Below are 23,756 nucleotides of genomic sequence, written 5' to 3'. Positions count from 1 at the left end.
TTAAAATTTAATCTATTTCAACATATTGTACAATTTGAGATTTCTACACATGCGCTCATCCATCCGTGTTTTATCTATTTCAGCCGTTAAATCATTTAACAAATATAAAAAATTGGGCGAAAAAACATGGCGTCCATCTTCATATATCTCCGGACACCTTCGCGCTAACCATCACTAGATCTGGACGCATTGTTCGTCTTCAGCCTCGCTTTGTGACTAAAGAATCTGGGAAAATCGGCTACAAGCGTGAATATGAAAATATCGGTGCGTTCGTCGGGTGGGTACTTCCGAATACGCCGACATGGCCTGCTGCATCGGATAAAATCTTCTTCAAACAACAAGCGAATGCGTTGAAGTTGCGTATTCCTGCCGCATGGAACAACGGAGAATTTCTTTCTGAAGACTATTTAATTAAAATCAGAAACGGATCATTTGGGCGCGATATTCAAGGGCCTTTTAAGGCATCTAGACTCCACAAGCCTTTGAGTTCAACAAGTGAATACTACGAACAATTTATTCCCGGACGCAGCGTTGCCCGGTGATACCTGCAGAACGTCCTTACCATCAGGAACGCCAGGAATAGTTTGATGCGAATCGCTAGGCTGTGGAGATGATTGGTCATCTGCTGGAGTTTGCTCCCCGGGACTAGGGGGCGAAGGTGCATTGCACGCGGCATAATTCGCCGCAAGAGCACTCAATACACGTTGTGCTCCAACTAAGGGTTCGACAAGCGGCCCAAGGGACTCTTGTATCGTCGTCGCAATAACAGCACCAGGTGAAAGCGTTGAGGTATCAGCATTTCCACCGTGTTGCAGATTCCACATCCCTCCCAGGATGTCCAAATCCTTCTCGCCAAAATTCAGATTGAGCACACCGTCATTACCCAATGCTGTTACACCCAACGCCTTATTGAGAGCTTGGTAGGCGTACCCAGTATCCATACACTGCGTCACATCCGAATATGTTCCGTTCGGACCGTAGACTCGCCAAGTCTGATCACTTCCAAGCATGCCAAACAATACGACCCCTGACCAAGCGGGGTTTTTTTCCGAATTCGGAATATCGGGAAACAAAACACGACCTACTGCGGTGGCATCCTTATCTGCAATGTTTGTAATGCTCAAAAGGGCACCACCATTGTCTGGATCAAGTATGTCTGTTAATGCTGCCAAGCCAACTGCATTTGACGCCGTTTGCATCTGTGCATCGGTGAAGCGCCCCATTCCACGCAGCTCGCCCTGAGCCTGGGTATACTCCCGGATCAAAACGGAAAATGGCCCCTCTCCAGCATTGGCACGAGCGGCTCCTGCAAACCATAACTGCACTTGCTGTACGTCCGCCCCTAACGTAGCTGGTGCCGCAGAACCAGCTACTTGATCTACCTTCCCGACTAGAACATCCGCGATATATTGATACACCTCGGCATAAGCGCCTTTCGTACTATTGTCGTTTTTATACGCAGTTGCAGCAGCATCCGAAAGTACCTTGATTTTATCCAGTTGTTGCGTACTAAAGGTATACGGCATGTTCATTGCTCCCAAGATTTAACGAGAGCTAAAACGCTACGATGAATCTCTTTCCAATAAGGGAACATCGCTGACTGAAACATATATTCGACATAAACCTTATCATCTCGAATCGCAAAACCTCCGACAGCACGCTCCTCTGCAGGAGTGTCGGTCACTCCATTTCTTTGACTGTATGGATAAGTGACGATGTACGTAACGGGAATGCCGGGGTAATACTCATATTTCGGATCGTCGGAAACATAACAGGTGTCCATACTAAAATCCTTCGAGCGATTTCTATATGCGGTCATATCAAAGTACATCTTTGTAGGAAGTTTCTCGCCAGGAATTCCCCCCCCCATGCAAGTGTTATATTTGCTGGGATGCTTAACCGGATAGCGGTTACTCTGGATCGAAATTCGCACTCCAAACGGCCAAATTAATCCGTACTTCATGCTTTCACGTGCAAACAACGTTCCTGCAACCTCACTACCATCCACTTTATGAGCCAAAGGTATCCAGTAAGCGATGAGTTGATTGTTTTGACCAGTTGGATCAAGACTCTGAAAAAAATCCGCGGGAATCTGATAGTTAAATCCGCCAATAACGCGTTTAGCGGGTGGGTTATTTTTAAATTTCGGATACGCACCAACCAATTCTCCGCATCGGTTATAAGGCCCAGTTGGGCATTTACGTTTCGCTTCTAGTTGGGCAGGTGTTAAGACTTTATCTGCAGCGTCAGCCACACTAAAAAAAAGAAGCGCTACGACTCCCAGGAGACATGACATCAAAGAAATTGGATTCATTTTTTTCTGTTATCTATCGACTTTTGTTACGTTAGTTTTCAAGCCAACCGCTCGCGTTAACTAACTCAAACCAGATTCAACGGACACCCATTTCATAGGCCGCGCTGCTATCAAACAACGGCACCATATGCATGAACACGTTTCGAATTTACTCAGGCGAGACATCATGCGCCTATCGCTCTTTCGGGCATGGAAATAAAAATCAACTTACCGCCCTGCGACAGACATAGAGAGTGCGTGCGAACAAATTCGCATCAACTGGATGACATTGCCCCTAACGCTACCCCTATTGTTTTTTGGACGCCGTTTTAACTTCCTGCGGCAAAACACACTGAAATTCCCATATAACGAGAAAAATCATTGCTATGCGGACAGATTCTATCTTTTAATCTTTGCGGATGTAACGAGTTGTTACGCTTTTTTTAATAGAAACTAAACATACTGAGGATCTTCGAAAAGCCTTATAAATAGGCGTGTGTATGCGACCAATAACATCAGAGTTTTTATGTAAACAGGTCTGAAATTTTTGCCAAATTACTTATTGCCGTTCGCCATAAAGCCTGCGAAGTATGTTGAAAATGAAGGCGCCTGAACAATTCAATTTACGTTACACGCATTCGGGTGATTTGGACGAACAATTGACTCCCATTTTTCTTTTTAGGCACGTCTAACACTTTGCATTTGAGCGATCCAAAAAAATCTCAAACATATATTCCTTCAGTGAGATTAGGTAATGAAGCCTGTCTCGTTACGTTGTCCATCACTCAAGGAGCCTTTATATGCAAAAGTTCGCCACGACGATTCTCATCAGTCTCATCTCCAGCGTCTCGACGACAGCCATCTGCCACATCGGCCAACGCCTGATCACCAAGAGAACAATCGTCCCACCCAAAACTGCGTTCTACGTTGTGCGGGCACCACGTACCGTACCCGCAACACATTCCGATCACCACGCCTGAGGTTGCTATGAGTTTGACCTGCCCACAATGCCAGTCCGAGCGCGTTCACGTTCGAAATTATGGCAAACGCGCCGGAGGTGTCGTCGGAACGATCGCTGGTTGCGCAGCTGGCATCAGCGGTGTGACGACCGGCGCCGAAGCGGGCGCAGTCGTCGGTGCCGTCGCCGGTCCCGCTGGAAGTCTGGCGGGTGCCATCATTGGTGCCATCGTCGGCGGCACGACAGGTTGCGTCGCCGGCATCGCCCTCGGAGAAATGATTGACGAGAACGTTCTCGACAATTATCAGTGCCGTGATTGCCAATACGTCTTCCGGTTGCCACAGCGCTAATCCCCCTCTTCTTTTCTCATGACTATTTAGCCGTCCATGTCGCGCTTGCTGCGGCGTGGAGGGCTTTATGCTTTTAGGAGCCTTATGGCACATCTCATCGAAACCATGGCCTATGCCAATGCCACGCCTTGGCACGGCTTGGGCAATCGTCTTTCCCCTAACCAGCCCATTGAAGTCTGGGCGCAACAAGCCGGTATGGACTGGAACATCAGACAGTCCCCGGTCTATTTCCATAGTCGGGAAAAGACTAGCGTGCTCTATCCGGACCACAAGGTGCTCTTTCGCTCGGATACGGAGCAGCCGCTGTCCGTAGTCTCGAGTCGTTATCAGGTGGTGCAACCCCGCGAGATTCTGGAGTTCTACCGGGATATCACCGAGGCTGGCGGCTTTACGCTGGAAACGGCTGGCGTGCTCAAAGGTGGACGCAAAGTCTGGGCGCTGGCCAAGACCAATCAATCGGCGACCTTGAAAAGAAAGGACGTCGTCAACGGCTACCTGTTGCTGGCAACCGCCTGCGATGGCACGTTGGCGACCACCGCACAGTTCACCAGTGTACGTGTGGTCTGCAATAACACCCTCGCTGTGGCACTCGCCAATGGCGCCGGCGCTGTCAAGGTCCCCCACTCCACCAGCTTCAACCCGCAGGCTGTCAAGAAACAGTTGGACATCTCGGTATCTGGCTGGGACAGCTTTATCTACCGCATGAAGACTCTATCGGAGCGCAAAGTCACTCATCAGGAGGCCCAGCACTATGTACAGGACCTGTTTGCGGAGATGACCAGCTCCGCAGCACTACCCAACGACCGTGCCATGAAAAAGATCCTAGATCTGTTTCAAGGCAATGGGCGTGGCGCGGAGTTGGCCTCGGCCAAAGGCACTGCCTATGGGCTCCTGAACGCGGTGACAGAGTTTGTGGATCACGAACGGCGTACGCGAAGTACGGACCACAGGCTAGATTCTGCATGGTTCGGCGCTGGCGCCACCCTGAAACAAAAGTCCCTGGATCAGGCGCTATTGCTGGTGCGCTAGTGGATTTTTTCCCTGTTAAGCCCGGTTGAGTTCGCTCACCGGGCTTTTTTATTGAAAGGACACGCGATGCATCATCAGAAACAACTCAAGAACAGCCGCCCTGCGCTACGCTTGGTCAATACCTCCACGCTGACCAGGGATGAATGGCTGACGGTCCGTAAGAACGGTATTGGCAGCTCAGACGCCGCAGCGGCCGTTGGCCTTAACCCCTACCAGTCTCCCTTGGAACTGTGGATGATCAAGTCGGGACGTGATCATCTGCTGCCCAAGGTAGATCCCAATGATGAATCCACACCGCTTTACTGGGGAAGCTTATTGGAACCCATCGTGGCGGCGCATTACACACGTCGCACCGGCAACAGAGTACGCAAGATCAATGCCGTCTTACAGCATCCTGATCCGGACAAGGCCTGGATGCTGGCCAACATTGACCGGGAAATACTGGGAACACCGAGCGTTCAGATCTTGGAATGCAAGACTGCGGGGGAGTTTGGTACCCGCTTATGGCGGGATGGCGTGCCGGACTATGTGCTTTGCCAGGTCCAGCATCAATTGGCAGTTACCGGAAAGGCAGCAGCTGATGTGTGTGTATTGATTTGCGGCCAAGAAATCCAGGTGTTTCGTGTTGATCGCGATGAGTCCTTGATCGCAAACCTCATCATGCTGGAACGCGCTTTCTGGCATTACGTGGAGACGGACACGCCACCGCCTGCAGACGGCTCTGAGTCTGCAGGAAAGGCTCTGCAATGCCTGTACCCACACAACATCGACCCGGTTGTGGACTTTACCCAGGATACGCGTATGTCGACGGCGTTTTCGGATTTGATTTCGTTGCAGTCTGAAATCGCCTTACTGGAACAGCATGCATCTCAACTGAAGCAAACCATCCAGCAACGGATGAACGGCGCCACCAGAGCTCAATTTGATGTCGGCACTGTCTCCTGGAAACGGGCAAAAGATAGTGTCGGGCTGGATGTGGAGCACCTTCTTCTCGACCACCCTGAGCTGGCCAAGCAATATCCTCTGATCAAACCTGGCAGCCGTCGTTTCCTAGTTTCTACCTGAGTTCATCCGCCCTTCTTTGTCACCAACACCCCCTGGCCCGTTTCGCATCGGGCTGTACCAGCATGCCCGCCCTTTGCGAAGATTGGAGCGGGCGTATTTCATGGAGCTCACCATCATGATCAAAGGTTTGTGTATTACCCCACCTCTTCTTGGCCGAATTTCCATTGGCCGCTTGGTGGAGAAGAACGGCCGTCGCCTTCCTGAGAAGGACGATCAATTCACCATCACCAGCCAAGTGCAACATCACGAAGGCTGGGTTCCGCATCCGCTCGATGGCATTTTTAGAGAAACCTCGGGGGGTGGAAAACTGCGCGCCATCCCTGTCACGGTCATGTTCAGTGAGCCGGAGCTGAATCTGCGAGCGGCCTATTCTTTGTTTGATCGTCAGACCGGGAGGCCACTGTGCATGGGAAACGGAGAAACCTGCAAGCGCTTTACCGCCTCCGGGATAGCTGAGCTTCCTTGCCCAGCGCCGGAAGGTTGCGAGTTTGGACAAGGCGGCTGCAAACCCTATGGCCGGCTCAATGTCCAGATCGATGCTGCGGATGAATTAGGCAGCTTCATCTTCCGAACTACCGGCTACAACAGCATTCGTACACTTAGTGCGCGGCTGCACTACTACCAGGCAGTCTCCGGCAACCTGCTGGCCTGCCTACCACTGGAGCTACGTCTACGTGGGAAGAGTACGGTGCAATCGCATCGCACACCCATCTACTACGTCGACCTGACGGTACGAGAAGGGATGACCTTGGAGCAGGCAATTAGGGAAGCGCGAGAAACACAGGACCGGCGGTGGGAGATTGGTTACGACCAGGATGCCTTGGATGCTGCCGGCAGGGAAGGATTTGCTAAGGGGAGTTTTGAGGAATCGGAAGAGGAAATGCCGGAAGTGTTGGAGGAGTTCTTTCCATCACTAAACAATGAACTAAAAACCATCGAAACTCCAAATGGCTCCTCTGGCAATGCAACTAAACCGACACTTACCGAAAAACTAAAACTACAAGCATCCCGGAAGACGCTTTCCAATTGAGATTTAAATTTGATCTTTTAATTGGCTAACCAATTCTTCAAGCAAATACCGTCTATGTGGGGGTAACGCTTGAATTTTCTCCGCCAATTTAATAGCGTCCGGAGAGGGCAAAGCATCGCCAGCCTTACCGGTTCTTTTCTTTGACGCCTCATCGGCTTTCACCGGCGGCGATCCGTAGTGCAACCAATGTTCTTCCACGTTTAACCATTTGGCGAGCGTTACAAGTTTTTCATTGGTTGGAATCGCCCGACCGCTTAGCCACTTATGGGCGGTTTGCGTGGAGACAGCAGCACCTGAATGCCGAAGACTGAACTGCAATGCAAGTTCTGTCGCACCTTCGACTGCGTCGGGGCTGCGTCTAAGCGCTAATTCCAATCTTTTGGAAAAAGCGACTTTTTCATCATTTGTAGGCATGTGCCTATTTTGCTGCACATGGCGCTATCACATTACAACCAATTGAGATAATTATATCTTAATTGGTTTAAAATACATCTCGTTTTAAATATCTGACTAACCACGTGTAAGCCATAAATCCCTCTTTCAATATGGAGCATTGAATTGACTACAGTATTCTGCCGCGGATGCGGCAAAGAGATCCACTCCGAGGCTCCGCATTGCCCGCAATGCGGAGCCCCTCAAGCAAATAGCTCGACATCGCGCCCCCACTGGATGTCAATTACTGCAGTCATCGTCGGCGGCCTCGCTTTTCTGGCCAGTTTTGACTTCAATCACCGCGATAAAGACCAGATCGTGGGGATCGTTTTACTCGGTGTCGTCAGCATCGTCCTTGGCAGTATTTCTCTCTATCAGAAAAAACCTGGCCAAACCTTGTCTGTCATTGCCCTGGTGCTTGCTGGCCTAGGTTTGCTGATCTGTTTTGGCAATCTTCCTTAACTTCTCTTTGGAGACCTCGTACGTGACTTCTCTTATCTCTTGCCCTCATTGTTCTCACCAACTCCATGAAAGCGCGCCTAGCTGCCCGCAGTGCGGCGCCCCAAGAACCGACAATGGAGCAACAATACCTACTACCTATGCACAGGTTTCCTGGTATCGAAAACGTTGGTTCGCGATTGCCAGTGTCCTCTTGTTTATGCCGCTCTTCTTGGTCATTGCCTTCACCGGGGACATCTATTTTGTGAAGAGCGGTGAATTGAAGACGATTCCCAAACGCACCAAATTTGTCATCCTGGCCATGTTCATTGTTTTGGTACTAATCCGCATAAGGGGCTAGCCATGAACGCGTATTGCAATGGTTTCTTTGCTCGGAACAAAACATGAAAACGTCACGCGTCTTCATAATTTCCCGGGATGCATGCGCGGAGATGAAGGGAATTTTCAGTCCCATAAGCCAGAAGAATCCGGGCGGCTACGGTACTTGCGAGCTGCTCATTGAAGATAGTTCTATCCCGCAAAAGACCGCAGCTCCAGTCTTGGATTCAAGCCTTCTGCCGCCCCTCCCACCTACGTAGCCCCTCCCTTTTTTCAACTGTTCTCTCCTGCCGGGCTTGCCCGGCTTTATTCGTTTGTGGACCTCGTCCATTTTTTACTTGAAAGGCACTGCATGAAAAATCTCATCAGCACCCTCTGTCTCTCCTTCGTCGCCATTACCTCAGTCCATGCTGCCGGTCTGGCTGGGCAATGCGTATTTCCAGAAACAAGCACGGCAAAGAACGGCAACTTGCAATTCAAGAAACCCGTGTATATCTATGCCACGCCGACAGAAACGAGCGACAAGGTTTTACTCGCGTCGCTCAATGGCTATACCGTCGTTAAGGAGTCCAATGGTTTTATTCAGTTGAAGGAAACCGCAGGCTTTAACGATGCCAACCCAAATGCAGGAAGAATCCTGGGCTGGGCAAAGCGTTCTGGCTTTCGAATTCAGGAACTGCGTAACTGCAGTTAGTTTCCTAATCTGACACACTATCCCATTCCTCCTCGTCAAAACAGCGGCGAGAAGGAGTGGGGTTTAAGGAATGGATTTTTTTCTTGAAAAACACACAGATCTGAATTCCTGCCGCGCACGCGCCCCTCTCCGATCGAACAGAATGGCCAACACAGCGCAGAACTGAGGAAACCGTCTACAGGCTGCACGTTGTTTCCGGCCCGCTGTGCTTCGCCGTCGGCGCCGGTCGACATAGTGTCAGATGTGACTCGCCGCCCGTCCAATCAGGTACGCATCACCACAATGAACAGTCTGGGGGGATGGCAGCAAGACGTTGCCGCCTTCATGGGCTGGGTATGCGTCAAATACCCCCCATGCAGAGATACTTCGTGACGTGATAGTCGTCCAGTCCATACTTCGAACCTTCGCGCCCGATACCTGACTGCTTTACGCCTCCGAACGGTGCCATCTCATTGGAAATCAAGCCGGTGTTGATGCCAACCATGCCATATTCCAAACCTTCAGCAACGCGCCAGACACGGCCGATATCACGTGTATAGAAATAGCTGGCCAGACCAAACTCGGTGTCATTGGCGAGGCCGATGACTTCCTCGTCTGACTTGAAACGGAACAATGGCGCCAACGGGCCGAAGGTTTCTTCCTTTGCTACCAGCATTTTCGAATTCGCGTCGCGCACAACTGTCGGTTCAAAGAACGTCTGCCCAAGCGCATGACGCTTGCCGCCGGCGATGACTTTGCCGCCCTTGCTCAGCGCGTCGGCGATGTGTTCTTCTATTTTGGCAACCGCGTTTTCATCGATCAATGGCCCTTGGCTGACGTCAGCCGTCAAACCATTTCCCACCTTCATTTTATTGACCGCGGCAACCAGCTTTTCCGCGAAAGCATCGTAGACCCCGTCCTGGACGTACAACCGGTTTGCGCAGACGCAAGTCTGTCCGGTATTGCGGAATTTGCTTGCCAGCGCGCCCTCTACGGCGGCATCCAGATCCGCATCGTCAAAGACGATGAACGGCGCATTACCGCCCAATTCCAACGACACTTTTTTAATCGTTCCGGCGCTTTGCGCCATCAGGATGCGGCCTACCTCGGTCGATCCGGTAAAGCTGAGCTTGCGCACAATCGGGTTGCTGGTCATTTCAGCGCCGATCGCCGCAGCCGATCCGGTAATCACTGAGAAGACACCCGGCGGCACACCCGCTTCTTCCGCCAATACCGCCAACGCCAATGCCGAGTAAGGCGTCTGGGTAGCAGGCTTGACCACCATCGGGCAGCCCGCTGCCAACGCGGCCCCCACCTTACGGGTGATCATCGATGACGGAAAATTCCAGGGCGTAATCGCCGCGCATACCCCGATCGGCTCTTTGACCACCACGATACGGCGGTCGGACGACGGGCCCGGGATGGTGTCGCCATAGGCGCGCTTGCCTTCTTCGCCGAACCACTCCAGATAAGACGCCGCGTAAGCGATCTCGCCCTTGGACTCCGCCAGCGGTTTTCCCTGCTCCACGGTCATGATTTTTGCGAGGTCATCCGAATTGGCGATCATCAGATCGAACCAGCGCCGCAGAATCGTTGCGCGCTCTTTGGCGGACTTGTTGCGCCAGCCGCGCCAGCTGGCGTTGGCAGCATCAATCGCACGATGCGTTTCGCTCCCGCCCATTTTGGGAATCGTCCCGATGACTTCGCCCGTGGCCGGGTTATTGACAGAGATAACGCCTCCGTCATTGGCGTCCACCCATTGACCATCGATGTAGCATTGCTGACGGAATAATTCAGGTCTGTTCAGTGTAAGCATGTGAATCTCTTTCAAAAGAAAAATGCTGGTCGTCAGATATGCAAGGCACGGTCATACGCCGCCAGGACGGCTTCGTGCATGCTTTCTGAGACTGTCGGATGCGGGAAAACCGTCTCCATCAACTCGGCCTCAGTGCTTTCGAGTTCGCGGGCGATCGTATAGCCCTGAATCATTTCGGTTACCTCTTCACCGACCATGTGCGCACCCAGCAGCTCCCCGCTGGCGTCATCGAAAACCACCTTCGCAAAACCGCCTGTTGCGCCCAGCGCGATGGCCTTGCCGTTGACCGCCAGAGGAAATTTCCCGACACGCACCTTGCGCCCGCCGGCCTTGGCTTGCGCCTCGGTCAGTCCGACGCTGGCCACTTGTGGATGACTGTATGTGCATGCAGGAATCTTGGTGACATCCAGGGTGTGTGGATTCAGACCGGCGATCTTTTCTACGCAGATTACTGCCTCATGGCTGGCCTTGTGGGCCAGCCATGGCGCCCCGGCGACGTCGCCAATGGCGTAGACGCCAGGCTCGCCTGTCGCACCATAGGCATCGGTAACGATATGACTGCGATCAATCTTGACGGCGGTCGCTTCCAGGCCGAGTTCTTCGACATTGCCGATAATGCCCGCAGCCGTCAGCACCACGTCTGCCGTCAGGCTTTCCTTATGCTGGCCATCCAATTGGAGGGTCCATTCAGCGCCGCTGCCGCCGCCGCTGCTTCGCTTGCTGCTGCTCGTCAGGCGTGAACCCAGGTAGAGTTGCATGCCCTGCTTGCGCAAGGCATCGCCTACATGTCTGGAAATGTCCTCGTCTTCCACCGGCAGGACACGCTCAGCCATTTCAACCACACTCACCTTCGCGCCCAATGCGTGATAAAAGCTGGCGAATTCAATGCCGATTGCGCCGGCGCCAATGACAACCAGATGTTTGGGCACACGTTTCGGCATGAGCGCCTCACGGTATGACCAGACGCTCTCGCCATCCGGCGTCAGGCCGGGCAATGGCCGTGCGCGTGCGCCGGTAGCGAGAATGATGTGCTTTGCGGAAAGTGCCGAGACACCATCGGCCGTAGTGACGTTCAGCTTGCCGCCGCCGGCCAGCCGGGCGTGTCCGGCAATCACCGTAACCTTGTTTTTTTTCATCAGGTACGTCACGCCGCTTTGCAACTGCCCGGCAACCTCGCGTGAACGCTTGACCATCGTGGCAAGATCGATCTGCGGTGCCGCTACCTGGACGCCAAAACGTCCCGCGTCCTTGACCAGACGCAGGATATCTGCCGAGCGCAGCAACGCCTTGGTCGGAATACAACCCCAGTTCAGACAAACACCACCCAATTGGGCTTTTTCCACGAGCGCCGTTTTCAAACCCAGTTGTGCGGCGCGGATGGCCGCCACATACCCTCCGGGGCCGCCGCCGACGACCACAAGATCATAATTTGCTAATGTCATGGTCGCCTCAGATCAGGGTGCTCAGGGGATGCTCGATATAACGCTGGAACAACGCCAGCCATTGCGCAGCTACTGCGCCGTCAATGGCGCGATGATCGACCGACAGGGTCACATTCATCACGGACGCGACGGCAATCGCGCCGTCCACGACAACTGCTTGCTGCGATGTAGCGCCCACCGCCAGGATTGCCGCCTGTGGAGGATTAATGATCGCCGAGAACTCCTGCACACCGAACATGCCCAGATTGCTGATGGTGAAGCTGCCGCCCTGATATTCCTGCGGCGTCAGCTGGCCGCTGCGCGCACGTGCGGCCAGATCGGCGACTTCGCCGCTGATGGCGGAGAGCGATTTGCTATCCGCTGCACGCACCACCGGCGTAATCAGGCCACCGTCGGTCGACACCGCGACCGAAATATCGGCCTGCGCATATTGGCGTAGCGCGCTATCGGTCCAGCTCACATTCATCTGCGGCGAGACCTTCAATGCCGCGGCAACCGCCTTGACGATAAAATCGTTGATTGAAATCTTGCGGGCGCTGCTGGCATTGATTTCTGCGCGCAAAGCCATCAGCTTGTCCATCTTGCAGGCAGCGCTCAGATAGAAATGCGGAATGGTCGATTTGCTTTCGCTCAGACGGCGGGCAATCGTACGGCGCATACCTGAATGTGCAACTTCCACGTAGGCGGCATCGCTCAGGTCAGCCGCGGGCGACGCTGCCGGTTTGGATGCCGCGCCAGCATTGGCATTGGCATTCTTGCCCGCAGTCGAAGCCGCCAGTGCATCGACATCGCGCCTGACGATGCGGCCATGTGGGCCACTGCCCTTGACACCTTGCAGATCGATACCATGATCCTTGGCAAGACGGCGCGCTAGCGGACTGACGAAGAGTCGTCCTTCTGCAGGAGCCGTCGGTACTGCGGCGGGAACCGTGGGCGCCGCAGGCGCAGCAGCGGCTGTGGCCGGTGTGCCTGACGCTGTTTCAACGCCGGCAGCCGCCAGCACAGCCGCGATATCGACATTGGTTTCGCCTTCTGCAAACAGCACCGCAATAGGCGCTCCGACTTCGATATCCTTGCCGGTGAGCGCCAGGATCTTGCCCAGAACGCCGGCCTGATCTGCGTCGAATTCAATCAGGGCCTTGTCGGTTTCAATCTCGGCGAGGGTTTCGCCGACACGGATGCTGTCACCCTCTTTCTTGGACCATTCCTTGATCACCGCCGATGTCGCGTTGGCGGCAATCTCGGGCATACGAATCAATGTAGCCATCTCAGTTGCTTCCTTTTTTCAGGTCCGTCAGATCGGGGCGATAAGCCTCAATATCGGTATATTCGACCAGCTCCAGTAGGTTGCCTTCCGGGTCTTCGCAGAACGCCAGATAGACGCCCGGACGCGCCTCGACGCGCTCCGCGCCCGTCAGGAACCGGCTGCCGGCTTTCAGCAACGTCGCAATGGCAGCATCGATATCGTCGACGATGAATGTCAGATAACTGGCGTTGGGTTTATCCAAGATGTATTCGGCCGGCGTTGCTGTTGCCTGCGCCGGCGGCGTATTCGGGGCCAGCAACTTGACGCGCTCGCCATAAGGCGTTTGCAGCCGCACCACGGTATAACCGTCGGCAGACAATGCGGAGGGCGCAGCCTTTGCCGCTGGCACCACAATCTCACTGACAAACTGAAATCCCATCACGTCCTGATAAAAGGCGCGCAGCTTGGGCAAGTCACGGCAGGCAATGCCCACCTCGAGTGGAACGATCATGTTGATAGTCATGTCGGGTCTCCTTAAACTGCGCCTTTGTCGCGCATGACTTGCTGCAAGCCCGCCACGACTTCCTCGGTGCGTGCGGCTGCGGCACGCTCCAGGACCTTCGAAATACTTGGTGACGCCTCGCTACCGGAAACACGCTGCACGGGCTGATCCAGCCAGTCGAAATAACGGCGCTGGATTTCATCGGCCAGCCAAGCGCCGTAAGACGTCCCGACCGCACCCTGTTCGACGATCAGTACATTGTTGGTCTTGCGAATACTGGCTTCGATGGTTTCCCAATCAATGCTGGCGCGATCCAGCCAGCGCAAATCCACCACTTCGGCGTCAATACCGGTCAGCTCAACCGCTTCCAGGCTATGCGCCACCATCGACAGATAGGTCAGCACCGTCACTTCGCTACCGGCGCGGCGCACGGCCGCTTTGCCAAATGGAGTCTGGTAGTCAAAATCGTCTACAGGAGCGATACCCGACGAGTTGTACAGATCAACGTGTTCAATGACCAGCACAGGATCTTTCAAGGCCAGCGCCGCATTCATCAATCCGACGTAGTCAAATGGTGTCGACGGCGCCACGATGCGCCAGCCCGGGCTGGTTGCAAAAATACCCGCCGGGTCCATCGAATGCTGCGATCCGTAACCGGTGCCCATGGCGACCTTGGTACGCAAGACGAACGGCACTTCGATGTCGCCGCCGAACATGTGGCGCGCCTTGCCGATCTGGTTGAATACCTGATCTGCTGCGACCCACATGAAATCGGGATACATGAATTCCACCACCGGCTTGAAACGGCCGTCCATGGCCAGGCCGCCGCCAAGGCCGCAAAACGCGTTTTCACTGATTGGCGTGCCCAGCGTACGGTCCGGGAATTTGTCCTTGAGGCCGCGTGTCGCACCATTGGTGCCGCCCTTCAGGCGGTGCACGTCTTCGCCCATTACCACGACGCTGTCATCGGTGCTCATGCGACGATCCATCACATCAGCGACCACGTCAATGAACTTGCGTGTATCCAGCTTGCCGCTGAAGCTTTCTTGCTCTTCAGTGCGTGCGCCTTTCAGCTCAGACAAATCTCCGCGCACACCGACGTTGCGGAAATCCGGGCTCGGCCACAGTTCTGGGCGAATGCGTTTCTTGCCGGCCTTGCCGTTAGGATCGGCTTCCGTCAGCTCCGCCACGGCCTTGGCCATGGATGCCTTGATACGGCTGCGCAAGGCCAGAATGCCGGCTTCGTCGATCAAGCCACGCGCCTGCATCTTGCTGCCCAGCAGATCCAGCGGATCGCGTTGACGCCACGACTGTTCTTCTTCCCTTGTGCGATAGCCAAAAGCACTACCCGGGAAACCGCCGTTCTGATGGAAGAAGCGATAGACATCGGCCTCAATAATGGTCGGTCCTTTGCCGGCGCGCATATGTGCCAGTGCTTCATTCATGGCCAGATACACTGCCAGCGGATCCATGCCGTTGACTTTCCAGCTCGGGATATTGAACGCCAGGCCCCGCGCCGACAGACGCGGCTCTGCCGTCGCCTCGTCAACCGTAGTGGAGACGGCGTAACCGTTGTTCTCTATGAAGAAGCACAGCGGCAGTTTCCACGCTGCGGCAATGTTCATGGTTTCCAGCACCGAGCCGATGTTGACGGCGCCGTCGCCAAAGTAAGTCACCGCGACATTTTCAGTGCCGGCATGACGATGCGCCCATGCGGCGCCTGCCGCCAGCGGCACGCCGCCGCCCACGATCGCATTGGTGCCCAGCACGCCGGCCTCTTGCCAGCGCAAGTGCATGGAGCCACCGCGGCCGCTGCAAAAGCCTTGCGCCAATCCGAGGATCTCTGCCAGCGTGCGCTGCAGCAAGGTATCGATTTCCGGCGTCAGCGCGGATTTCGGATCGATGCCGTTCGGTGTCAGATAGGCCAAGGCCTTGGACAAAAATTGGTGATGGCCGCGGTGCGAGCCATTGACCTGGTCAGCGGCCAATAACGGCACGATGGAGCCAGCGGCGCCGCCTTCCTGCCCGATACTGGAGTGCGCCGGACCGTGTACCAGGCCGTCCATCGCCAGTTCCAGAACGGTTTCTTCAAAGGCGCGAATCATGTGCGAATGGGTCAGCAAAGTGCCCAGCACTGCCGGATCAGCGGCAGCCCAGTCGGCATCGGTAGTGCGCAGTTCGACCCAGTTCGATGCCGGGGCGAGTGCAATATGGTCTGACATGGTGTCAATCTCCAGAAAGAGGTAGAAGTGAGTTCGGTATTAGATATAGCTGTAGGAAGACCAGCCGCCGTCGGCGACGATGGCCTGTCCGTTGATATAAGAAGCGCTGTCGGACGCCAGGAACAGCGCCAGCGTTGCGATCTCATGGGGCTGTCCCAGACGCCGTGCCGGGGTGCGCTTGACCAGCGCATCCAGATCCATGCGGCCGGTTCGCACCAGCTCATCAACCAACGCCGTTTGCACGTAGCCCGGTGCCAGCGCGTTGACGCGCAAGCCTGAAGGTGCCCATTCGACCGCCATGACTTTGGTGAGCATCACCACGGCAGCCTTGCTGGCGCAGTACGCTGCGCGCTCGGGAGCGGCAACGGTGCCATACATCGAGGCGGTATTGAGGATCACGCCACTGCCCTGCCTGACCATGTGACGGGCTACTGACTGGCCACAATAAAACACGCCGTTGAGATTGATATCGATCGCACGACGCCAGTCGGCAGGCGCCAGCTCCAGAGTCGGACGGTTGGCGGAAATACCGGCGTTGTTGAGCAACACGTCAATGCGCCCGAAGCGGGCCTGCGCAGCGTTGACCGCCTGCTCGACAGCGACGTCATCGGTGATCGACACCAGGTAGGTCTCGACTTCAATTTGCGGAAATACGGTATACAGCTCGGCGCGCGCCTGCGCCAGCAATTCTTCATTGATATCCAGTAGTGCCAGATGCGCACCGTTGACCGCAAAGGCGTCGGCCATCGCACGGCCGATCCCGCTGCCTGCGCCGGTGATGAAAATCACCTTGCCGGCAAGATCGGAAAAATTCTTGTACTGCGCGACGGCATGCAAGGCATGCGCGTCCAGGTCCTGCTGTTCTGCGTTCACGGTATTTACTGCGTTCGTCATACTGCCAGCCAATCTTTCAAAAGTTGGGGGTTGCCTGTCAATTCGTCCGGCGTGCCGCGAAACACGATGTGCCCGTGGCCCAGCAAACAAACAGCGGTTGAAATCTTCAATGCGATGGTGAGTTTTTGTTCAACCAGCACGACGGAAACACCGCGTCGATGGATTTCCTGGATGGCTTCGCCGACCACGGTGACGATCTTCGGCGCCAGACCTTCGGTCGGTTCGTCGATCAGAATGACCCTGGGATTGCCCAGCAGCGACCGGCATATCGTCAACATCTGTTGCTCGCCGCCCGACAGATTACCGGCGCGTGTATTGCGACGCTCCTTGAGACGTGGGAAGAAATCGAACATGTGTTCAACCGTCCACTGCGGCGCCTCTTTGTGGCCTGGCTGCATGCCCATCTGCAGGTTTTCGTCGACGCTCAGATTGCCGAACACCTCGCGCTCTTCAGGCACGAAGGCGATCCCCGCCCGGCAAACGGCATAGGGACGCGAACCGGCCAGGTCTTTTCCGTCAAGCAGCACTTGTCCGCCGGTCGGCGGCACCAGCCCCATGATGGCGCGCGCCGTTGTGGAGCGGCCCGAACCATTGCGTCCCAGGAGGCTGACCACTTCGCCGTGTCCGACATCGAAACTGACGCCCTGGAGGATGTGGCTTTTGCCATAGTGCGCATGCAGATCGCGCACTTGCAGCAGCGGCGCACCCTGCGCATGCCGGGAAGTTGATGGAATGGATTGACTGTTCATCATGCGCTTACCTCGGTACCCAGATAGGCTTCTTGTACTTGCGCATTGCTGCGCACTTCTTCCGGTGTGCCGGTGGCGACCACCTGGCCGTATACCAGCACGCTGATACGGTCGCACAGTGAAAACACCACATCCATGTCGTGCTCGACGATCATCAGCGTGCGTCCGGCCGACAACTCGCGCAGCAAGTCGACGGTGTAGTCGGTCTCTTCGCGCGACATCCCGGCCATCGGCTCGTCCAGCAGCAATACCTTGGGGTCCGATGCGAGCGTCATGCCGATTTCCAGAGAACGCTGCTCAGAATAGGAAAGTTCTCCTCCCAGGGTGTCGCGGTGCGGTGTCAAACGAACCTGCTCCAGCAGTTGCTCCGTCAATTCACGCACTTTGGCGTAACCGGAGACCGGGCGCCACAAGGTGTATTGCAGACCGAAGCGCTGCATCACACCCAGTCGCAGATTTTCGTAGACGGACAATTTCGGAAAGATATTGGTGATCTGGAACGAGCGCGCCAGACCCAGCCGATTGATGCGTTCCGGAGTGAGTCCGCCGATCTGCTGCTGCCCCAGCAGGATCTCTCCAGAGCTAGGTTTGAACTGTCCCGAGATCAAATGGAACAAGGTTGATTTCCCTGCACCGTTCGGGCCGATGAAGGCATGGCGCTCACCCTCGAAAAGCTCAAGGTTCACGCCACGAATGATGTGCGCCTCGCCGAACGATTTGTGGACATCGCGCAGGCTCAGGGCGCTGGTATTGGCTACTGCGTTCATGCTGCCTCCTGCTCGTTAAGCACTGCCCACGCGTGACTTGTTCTGCGTAGCGCCCATCCTCCCGCAACGACCAGGGCCACAGGCAAGATCCAGGTCAGCAAGGCGCCAGGCAACCATGGCCGGCCGAACAGATCGATGGCAGGCCAGGCCTGTCCTGCTGCCAGCAGAGACTGATAGTCGGCGCCCAGCGCACGCTGAAGCAACTCGACTGTAAATACTGTCGCCGCAGCACACAGCAAGGTCCCAATACTCCAGCCCGATACATAGCGCAACAACACGGCGCTGCCATGCTTGCTGTTCTTCCACCAGGCAAAAATCCCGGACAGCCCGGATGGCATGAACATCATGACCGCTACAAAAATGATGCCTTGATAGAGGAGCCAGGAGCGCGTCAGGTCGGATACGGCGTAACCGAAGAAAGTCATGACGGCAGCGCCCAGGGCTGGACCAAAAAACACGCCGACGCCGCCGATATAGGCGTTCAACACCACCTCGGAAGACAGGCGTACGTCGAACAGCACATAGTTCGCCGCTTCGTTGTTCATGGCCAGCAAGCCGCCTGCGGTGCCGGCAAACATGGCAGAGATCATGAACACCAATACCCGCAGCACATGGACGTTGTAGCCGAGGAATTTCAGACGATGCGCGTTCTCGCGCAGCCCCAGCGTCAACCGGCCCAGCGGGGTACGGCTGAAGAAATACAGCAGCGCCAGCGACGCGACTACCCAGGCCAACGTCAGGTAATACACTTCGGAAGGATTGCCGAACGAGATGCCCCATGCCGGCATGCGCATGGACGACACCCCGCCTTCGCCGCCGAAGGTGCTTTTCAGATGCGGCGCCAGCGCATGCAGCAGCTCGGCCAGCGCCAGGGTAATCATGGAAAAATAAACACCGCTGCGCTGTGTCGAAAACCAGCCGGCGACCAGCCCCAGTGCGGCACCGCCCAGCGCGCCGAACACCGGCATCAGCGGCGTCGGCAGCAAGCCTTCCCCGGAGAGCGCGTTCATCGCATGCAGCGTGGCAAAAGCGCCGATGCCAAAATACGCTGCGTGCCCGAACGACAGCATGCCGCCCTGTCCGGCCAGCACGTTGAAGGCGCTGGCAAACAACGCGCCGATCAGCATCTGAATGGCGGCGTTCACCAGCGCCTGCGACAACAAGCCGGGCAAGGCCACCAGCAACAGCAGGACGGCCACCAGCAAGAGGCGCAGATACAGCCGCTCGCCGCCGGCGCGGCCTTGTCCGACAGGCTCGGCCGCAGACAAAGATGCCTGCAGAGAATGATTTATTGGTTTGTTCATTTGTTTATTCCTTCTCGCCCATCAGGCCCGACGGACGCACCAGCAGCACGACCAGCATCAGGGCAAACGGAATGGTTGCCGCCAGCGACGAGACTTTCAGTGTCAACAGGCCGCCGACTTGCTGCGCCCAGTCACCGGCGCCGACGTACCCCAGCAGATCCGCTGCGCTCAGATCGATCCCCACCGCAAAGGAAGAAATCAGGCCAATCAGAATCGACGACAACATGGCGCCCTCCAACGAGCCCAGGCCACCGATGACCACCACCACGAACACCAGCACGCCCAGCTCCAGCGCCATGTTGGGATTGGTCGTATAAAAGGCGCCGGCAATTGCTCCCGCCAGGCCCGCCAGTGCAGCGCCGACGCCGAACACGCCCATGAACACCAGCGGAACGTTGTGACCGAGCGTCTCGGCCATGGCCGGACGATAGATGGCCGACCGCACCACGATGCCGATACGGGTGCGCGACAGCAGCAGATAGATCGCGCCGAACATCAGCAATGAGATCAACCCCATCATCAGTCGATAAAACGGATAGTCCGTGCCGAAGAGACGAAACGCAGAGAAACTCAGCGCAGCGGGAACTTGATAGTTGACCGGGTAATTACCGAAGAAGAGCTTGATCACTTCGGCGATGATGAAAGACAAACCGAAGGTCAGAAGAAGTTCGTGAGCATGTCCGTGCTTGTGCACACGACGCAGGAAGTAGCGCTCAACAATCACGCCGAGAAATCCGACGATGATGGGAGCAACAATGATCGCCGGCCAGAAACCGATGACCTTCTGCAGGCTGTACGCCAGATAGGCGCCGACCATGTAAAACGAAGTGTGCGCGAAATTGAGCACACCCATCATGCCGAAGATGAGTGTCAGACCAGCGGACACCATGAACAGCAGGAGGCCGTAGATCGTGCCGTTAATGAGCGAGACAGTGAAAAATTCCATAGGTACTTTCCAGAGTGAGCAGGTAAAGCGGGCCCACGCTGCGCAGAAATCTGAGCAGCCTGAAGTTACCGGTCACAGCCATTTCACCTCAGCGAAGACGACTGTGACCGCAATGACAATGAAGGGTTAGGCCGGGCGCTGCATCTTGCAGGAGCTCTGCACAGGATTGGCAGCTTCTTCCGCGCTGAACTTCTTGATCAGCTTGAAGCCCATGTCGGTGTCGTCAACCTTGTACTTGACGTTCTTTTCGACACGCGACACCACCACCGGCAACAGCACCTGATGGTCAGCCGCGCGGATCGAGGTTTCGCCCATGGGTGTTTCGATCCTGACCTTTTCCAGCGCCTTGGCCAGTTCGGTCACGCTGACTTTATCGCCACTAGCCTTGGTCTGCTTCAGCGCTTCACCCAGCATCTGCATGCCGAATACAGTTTGGGGCTCAATGAACGTCGGATAGTGTCCGGTCTTGGTCTTGTAGTCGTTGCCGAATTGCTCGGTTTGCTTGTTGGTTTCGATGTTGAACGCGTGGGAAATGTAATGACCCAGCGCGGTATCTCCAGCGTTGCCGATGTTGCCCGGCTGATCCAGGAACACAGTACCAAAGCGGATCTTCAGACCGGCGGCGCGCGTTGCTTTCATTAGCAACAGCAAGTCGTTGGACCAGTTACCAGTCAGAACTGTCTCGGCGCCGCTGGCCTTGATTTTGGCGACATAGGGCGAGAAATCCTGGATCTTGTTGACGTCATGCAGCGTGCTTTCCACGACGGTATAGCCACCGGTCGGAGCGAATTCCTTGATGGCCTTGTCCATGTCGGCACCCCAGGAATAGTTCTGATTCATGGCATAGATCTTGGTGCCCAGCTCTTTGGTTTCCTTCATTGCCGGCACCAGCGTTTTGACACGCATCACGGCATTGGTGGTGAAACGGAAGTGATAAAAGTGGCACTTGTCGCCCGTCAGCTCCAACGCCTCGCCGCCCATGTTAAGGAACAGCACTTCCTTGCCGGCGTTGCGCAGGTTGTACTTGCGCACGTCTTCCGTGATCTGGCCCGACACCGCGGAGGACGAACCCTGGATGATCACTTGTGCGCCACCGGCGATTGCCGCTTTCACTTTATCGGACGCACCGGCAGGACCACCTTGGTTGTCGTATTCCGTCATCTGAATAGGCGCGCCGTTCCAGCCGCCCGCAGCGTTCAGACGATCAAGCTCATATTTGACCGCGGCACGATACAGCAAGCCTGTAGAGGCTTGCGGTCCCGACAGCGTCTCCACCAACGCGATCTTCAGAGGCGCGCCTGCCTGAGCTGCTCCCGCTGCGATCAAAGCGCAGAACGATAGACTGATTTGTTTCTTGTTCATTGATACATCTCCATTATGATTTTGAAATGACATCCGGCACTGCAAAAAGACAACTGCAAAATTTATAAAGATCAGATGAGGCCCAGGAACTGCCCCATACGCTCAATCTGTACTTCCATCATGTGGCGCCCAAGATGCACGGCGAAGCCGCACGCTCCGGCTTTCGCCAGCAAGGGGGTGATATCCGTCTTCATGACGACTTCGGCGACGACAGCGCCAGGCGGCAAGCCATCCGTTGCAAACGGCAACGGGTCGGATGCTTGCAATCCGAGCGAAGTGGAATTGATCGCGAGGGTGTAGTCCTGCGGCGTTGCATCGGCCAGATGCGTATCCAGCTCCGGATAACACTGGCGCAGCTCGCGAACCAGTTGCTCTGCACGAGCTGCGCTGCGGTTGTAAATGCCAATCGCTGCGACGCCCTCTCCTGCCAGCGCGTGCACGATCGCCTTGGCGGCGCCGCCGGCGCCCGCGAGATACACGCGACGCCCCTTGAGAACATGGCCTTGCGCCAGCAAACCGCCGACGAAACCGATGCCGTCAAAGTTGCTGCCCAACAGGCTGCGACCGCCCTCTGGCCGATCCTCAAAGCGCACGATATTGACGGCGCCCATGCGCTGTGCCGGCTCGGTCAGCGCCGTGCAGTGTTCGAGAATGATTTCTTTATAGGGAATCGTGACGACCAGCCCTACCAGGCTTTGAATCAGGGGGGCTGCCGCGATGAATTGCGGAAAATTGTCGGGGCGCACGTTGAACGGCACCATCACCGCATCGACATCGCGTTGCGCCATCAGTGCATTGAATGCGGGCGGCGTGCGAACGTGACCGATAGGGTCAGCAATGATCGCCACCACCTTGGTGTTGCCGGTAATCTGCCTGCCTGTATTGCTCAGCATGTTGCCTCCTCACTAGCGCCGGCCATCGTACGTGGCCAGTCTTTTTATCGTTCGTTTACCATCGCAGTTTTGTGTCGACGGAATAGGATTTTGCAAAGATGTCTGATAAGATATTGAACATGTCAGACAAGTTGACAGGCGATTCTACCGAGCAGTTTGGGTAGTGTCAACAGATCGCCGCCGACATGCTCTGCAAATAAAAATACACAGGAAATCGACTCGCATATGGAGCGATGCCTGCCCACCTATTCAAGGAGACGATGTGATTTCGTTCAGCGACAAGACTTTTTTGATTACCGGCGCCGCCGGTGGAATTGCCCGCGCGACCGCCCTTTTGGTAGTCAAGCATGGTGCCAACGTTGCATTGAGCGATGTCAATCCATCTGCCTTAGAAACCTTGCAAAATGAATTGCGAGCACAGGCACCTTCGGCTCAGGTCAGCACCCACGTCACCGACGTCTCCGATGCGCAGGCTTGCCGCGACGTTGCGCAACAGGTCGCTACGCGCTTTGGCGGGATTGACCATCTGGTGCACTCTGCAGGTATTTACCCTGAAAAGCTGGTGGCTGACATGAGTGACGAGGAATGGCACAAACTCATGCAGATCAATCTGGACGGCACGTTCTACATTTGCCGCGCAGTCATCCCCTTCCTGACCGAGGGCAGCTCCATCGTGACGCTTTCGTCTGTCGCAGCACAACGCGGCAGCTATGCCCATGCGCACTATTCAGCCGCTAAAGGGGCCGTAATCAGTTTTTCTCGTAGCCTGGCTCTTGAACTGGCGCCAAAAACACGAGTCAATGCCCTATCTCCGGGTATCATTGCCACGCCGATGACCAAGGGCTTGCTGGCAAAGAACGAGCAAACGTTATTACAAAATACGCCACTTAAGCGCCTCGGCACGGCCGAAGAAGTTGCCGGCAGCATCGCCTTTCTGTGCTCACCTTTGGCGGGTTTCATCACTGCAGAAACTTTGCAGGTCAATGGTGGTTTGTATATCAATTAA

Annotated in this window: 24 protein-coding genes; 9 read left to right on the top strand and 15 right to left on the bottom strand. The window is 55.6% G+C overall.

Annotated features, from left to right (window positions below; all coding sequences use genetic code 11):
- Positions 1-65 precede the first annotated feature (65 nt).
- Positions 66-542 (top strand): hypothetical protein, encoded by a 477-nt coding sequence (locus DXT88_RS06305; protein ID WP_265212032.1) that lies wholly within the window; start codon positions 66-68, stop codon positions 540-542.
- On the opposite strand, the gene DXT88_RS06300 is transcribed toward DXT88_RS06305, so the two are convergent.
- Both DXT88_RS06300 and DXT88_RS06295 read right to left on the bottom strand, forming a co-directional pair.
- Positions 489-1,526 carry a hypothetical protein gene (locus tag DXT88_RS06300; RefSeq protein WP_265212031.1) on the bottom strand — a complete coding sequence of 346 codons (1,038 nt, stop codon included), beginning with the start codon at positions 1,524-1,526 and terminating at the stop codon, positions 489-491. The two genes, DXT88_RS06305 and DXT88_RS06300, sit on opposite strands and share 54 nt — an antisense overlap.
- A gap of 2 nt (positions 1,527-1,528) precedes the next feature.
- Positions 1,529-2,314 carry a hypothetical protein gene (locus tag DXT88_RS06295; RefSeq protein ID WP_265212030.1) on the bottom strand — a complete coding sequence of 262 codons (786 nt, stop codon included), beginning with the start codon at positions 2,312-2,314 and terminating at the stop codon, positions 1,529-1,531.
- Positions 2,315-3,093: 779 nt separating this feature from the next.
- On the opposite strand from DXT88_RS06295, the gene DXT88_RS06290 reads away from it, so the two are divergent.
- From DXT88_RS06290 to DXT88_RS06270, 5 genes are all read left to right on the top strand, one after another.
- Entirely contained in the window at positions 3,094-3,273 is a 180-nt protein-coding gene (locus tag DXT88_RS06290) for a hypothetical protein (protein WP_265212029.1), read from the top strand.
- A gap of 7 nt (positions 3,274-3,280) precedes the next feature.
- Positions 3,281-3,601, top strand: coding sequence for a hypothetical protein (locus DXT88_RS06285; protein ID WP_265212028.1), 321 nt, complete (start codon positions 3,281-3,283; stop codon positions 3,599-3,601).
- 84 nt (positions 3,602-3,685) lie between these two features.
- A complete protein-coding gene (locus DXT88_RS06280; RefSeq protein WP_265212027.1) occupies positions 3,686-4,630 on the top strand; it encodes a DUF932 domain-containing protein in 945 nt (314 codons plus the stop codon).
- Between the two features lie 66 nt (positions 4,631-4,696).
- Positions 4,697-5,695, top strand: a complete 999-nt coding sequence (locus DXT88_RS06275; protein ID WP_265212026.1) for a YqaJ viral recombinase family nuclease — start codon at positions 4,697-4,699, stop codon at positions 5,693-5,695.
- A 115-nt stretch (positions 5,696-5,810) separates the two neighbouring features.
- The gene (locus DXT88_RS06270; RefSeq protein WP_265212188.1) at positions 5,811-6,725 is read left to right on the top strand and encodes a recombination directionality factor; all 915 of its coding nucleotides are present in this window, start codon (positions 5,811-5,813) and stop codon (positions 6,723-6,725) included.
- Positions 6,726-6,728: 3 nt separating this feature from the next.
- Here DXT88_RS06270 and DXT88_RS06265 read toward each other — a convergent pair whose 3' ends face one another.
- The gene (locus DXT88_RS06265; RefSeq protein ID WP_265212025.1) at positions 6,729-7,139 is read right to left on the bottom strand and encodes a transcriptional regulator; all 411 of its coding nucleotides are present in this window, start codon (positions 7,137-7,139) and stop codon (positions 6,729-6,731) included.
- A 144-nt stretch (positions 7,140-7,283) separates the two neighbouring features.
- On the opposite strand from DXT88_RS06265, the gene DXT88_RS06260 reads away from it, so the two are divergent.
- On the top strand, positions 7,284-7,619 hold the full coding sequence (locus DXT88_RS06260; RefSeq protein ID WP_265212024.1) for a hypothetical protein: 336 nt from the start codon (positions 7,284-7,286) through the stop codon (positions 7,617-7,619).
- A gap of 667 nt (positions 7,620-8,286) precedes the next feature.
- Entirely contained in the window at positions 8,287-8,628 is a 342-nt protein-coding gene (locus tag DXT88_RS06255) for a hypothetical protein (protein ID WP_265212023.1), read from the top strand.
- A 340-nt stretch (positions 8,629-8,968) separates the two neighbouring features.
- Here DXT88_RS06255 and gabD read toward each other — a convergent pair whose 3' ends face one another.
- From gabD to DXT88_RS06195, 12 genes are all read right to left on the bottom strand, one after another.
- On the bottom strand, positions 8,969-10,423 hold the full coding sequence (gene gabD / locus DXT88_RS06250) for an NADP-dependent succinate-semialdehyde dehydrogenase (protein WP_265212022.1): 1,455 nt from the start codon (positions 10,421-10,423) through the stop codon (positions 8,969-8,971).
- A gap of 32 nt (positions 10,424-10,455) precedes the next feature.
- Positions 10,456-11,865, bottom strand: coding sequence for a dihydrolipoyl dehydrogenase (lpdA, locus tag DXT88_RS06245; protein WP_265212021.1), 1,410 nt, complete (start codon positions 11,863-11,865; stop codon positions 10,456-10,458).
- Positions 11,866-11,872: 7 nt separating this feature from the next.
- Positions 11,873-13,132 (bottom strand): pyruvate dehydrogenase complex dihydrolipoamide acetyltransferase, encoded by a 1,260-nt coding sequence (locus DXT88_RS06240; RefSeq protein ID WP_265212020.1) that lies wholly within the window; start codon positions 13,130-13,132, stop codon positions 11,873-11,875.
- Position 13,133: 1 nt separating this feature from the next.
- A complete protein-coding gene (locus tag DXT88_RS06235) occupies positions 13,134-13,634 on the bottom strand; it encodes a VOC family protein (protein ID WP_265212019.1) in 501 nt (166 codons plus the stop codon).
- An 11-nt stretch (positions 13,635-13,645) separates the two neighbouring features.
- Positions 13,646-15,835 carry an alpha-ketoacid dehydrogenase subunit alpha/beta gene (locus DXT88_RS06230; RefSeq protein ID WP_265212018.1) on the bottom strand — a complete coding sequence of 730 codons (2,190 nt, stop codon included), beginning with the start codon at positions 15,833-15,835 and terminating at the stop codon, positions 13,646-13,648.
- Between the two features lie 39 nt (positions 15,836-15,874).
- The gene (locus DXT88_RS06225; protein ID WP_407649270.1) at positions 15,875-16,708 is read right to left on the bottom strand and encodes an SDR family NAD(P)-dependent oxidoreductase; all 834 of its coding nucleotides are present in this window, start codon (positions 16,706-16,708) and stop codon (positions 15,875-15,877) included.
- A 17-nt stretch (positions 16,709-16,725) separates the two neighbouring features.
- Positions 16,726-17,481, bottom strand: coding sequence for an ABC transporter ATP-binding protein (locus tag DXT88_RS06220; RefSeq protein WP_265212017.1), 756 nt, complete (start codon positions 17,479-17,481; stop codon positions 16,726-16,728).
- The gene (locus DXT88_RS06215) at positions 17,478-18,245 is read right to left on the bottom strand and encodes an ABC transporter ATP-binding protein (protein WP_265212016.1); all 768 of its coding nucleotides are present in this window, start codon (positions 18,243-18,245) and stop codon (positions 17,478-17,480) included. Before DXT88_RS06215 ends, DXT88_RS06220 begins: the two co-directional genes overlap by 4 nt.
- Complete coding sequence (locus tag DXT88_RS06210; protein WP_265212015.1) at positions 18,242-19,549, bottom strand: branched-chain amino acid ABC transporter permease; 1,308 nt, start codon at positions 19,547-19,549, stop codon at positions 18,242-18,244. The genes DXT88_RS06215 and DXT88_RS06210 overlap by 4 nt, the downstream gene beginning before the upstream one ends.
- A 4-nt stretch (positions 19,550-19,553) precedes the next feature.
- Positions 19,554-20,495, bottom strand: coding sequence for a branched-chain amino acid ABC transporter permease (locus DXT88_RS06205; RefSeq protein WP_265212014.1), 942 nt, complete (start codon positions 20,493-20,495; stop codon positions 19,554-19,556).
- Positions 20,496-20,621: 126 nt separating this feature from the next.
- Complete coding sequence (locus tag DXT88_RS06200) at positions 20,622-21,857, bottom strand: branched-chain amino acid ABC transporter substrate-binding protein (protein WP_265212013.1); 1,236 nt, start codon at positions 21,855-21,857, stop codon at positions 20,622-20,624.
- Between the two features lie 71 nt (positions 21,858-21,928).
- Complete coding sequence (locus tag DXT88_RS06195; protein ID WP_265212012.1) at positions 21,929-22,750, bottom strand: shikimate dehydrogenase family protein; 822 nt, start codon at positions 22,748-22,750, stop codon at positions 21,929-21,931.
- Between the two features lie 262 nt (positions 22,751-23,012).
- Here DXT88_RS06195 and DXT88_RS06190 point away from each other — a divergent pair, with 262 nt between their 5' ends.
- Positions 23,013-23,756, top strand: coding sequence for an SDR family NAD(P)-dependent oxidoreductase (locus DXT88_RS06190; RefSeq protein WP_265212011.1), 744 nt, complete (start codon positions 23,013-23,015; stop codon positions 23,754-23,756).

This window comes from Herbaspirillum lusitanum, from assembly GCF_026127345.1.
Taxonomy (GTDB): Bacteria; Pseudomonadota; Gammaproteobacteria; order Burkholderiales; family Burkholderiaceae_D; genus Herbaspirillum; species Herbaspirillum lusitanum.
Note: the sequence above shows the minus strand (reverse complement) of the source record. Positions and strands in the feature narration are given on the sequence as shown.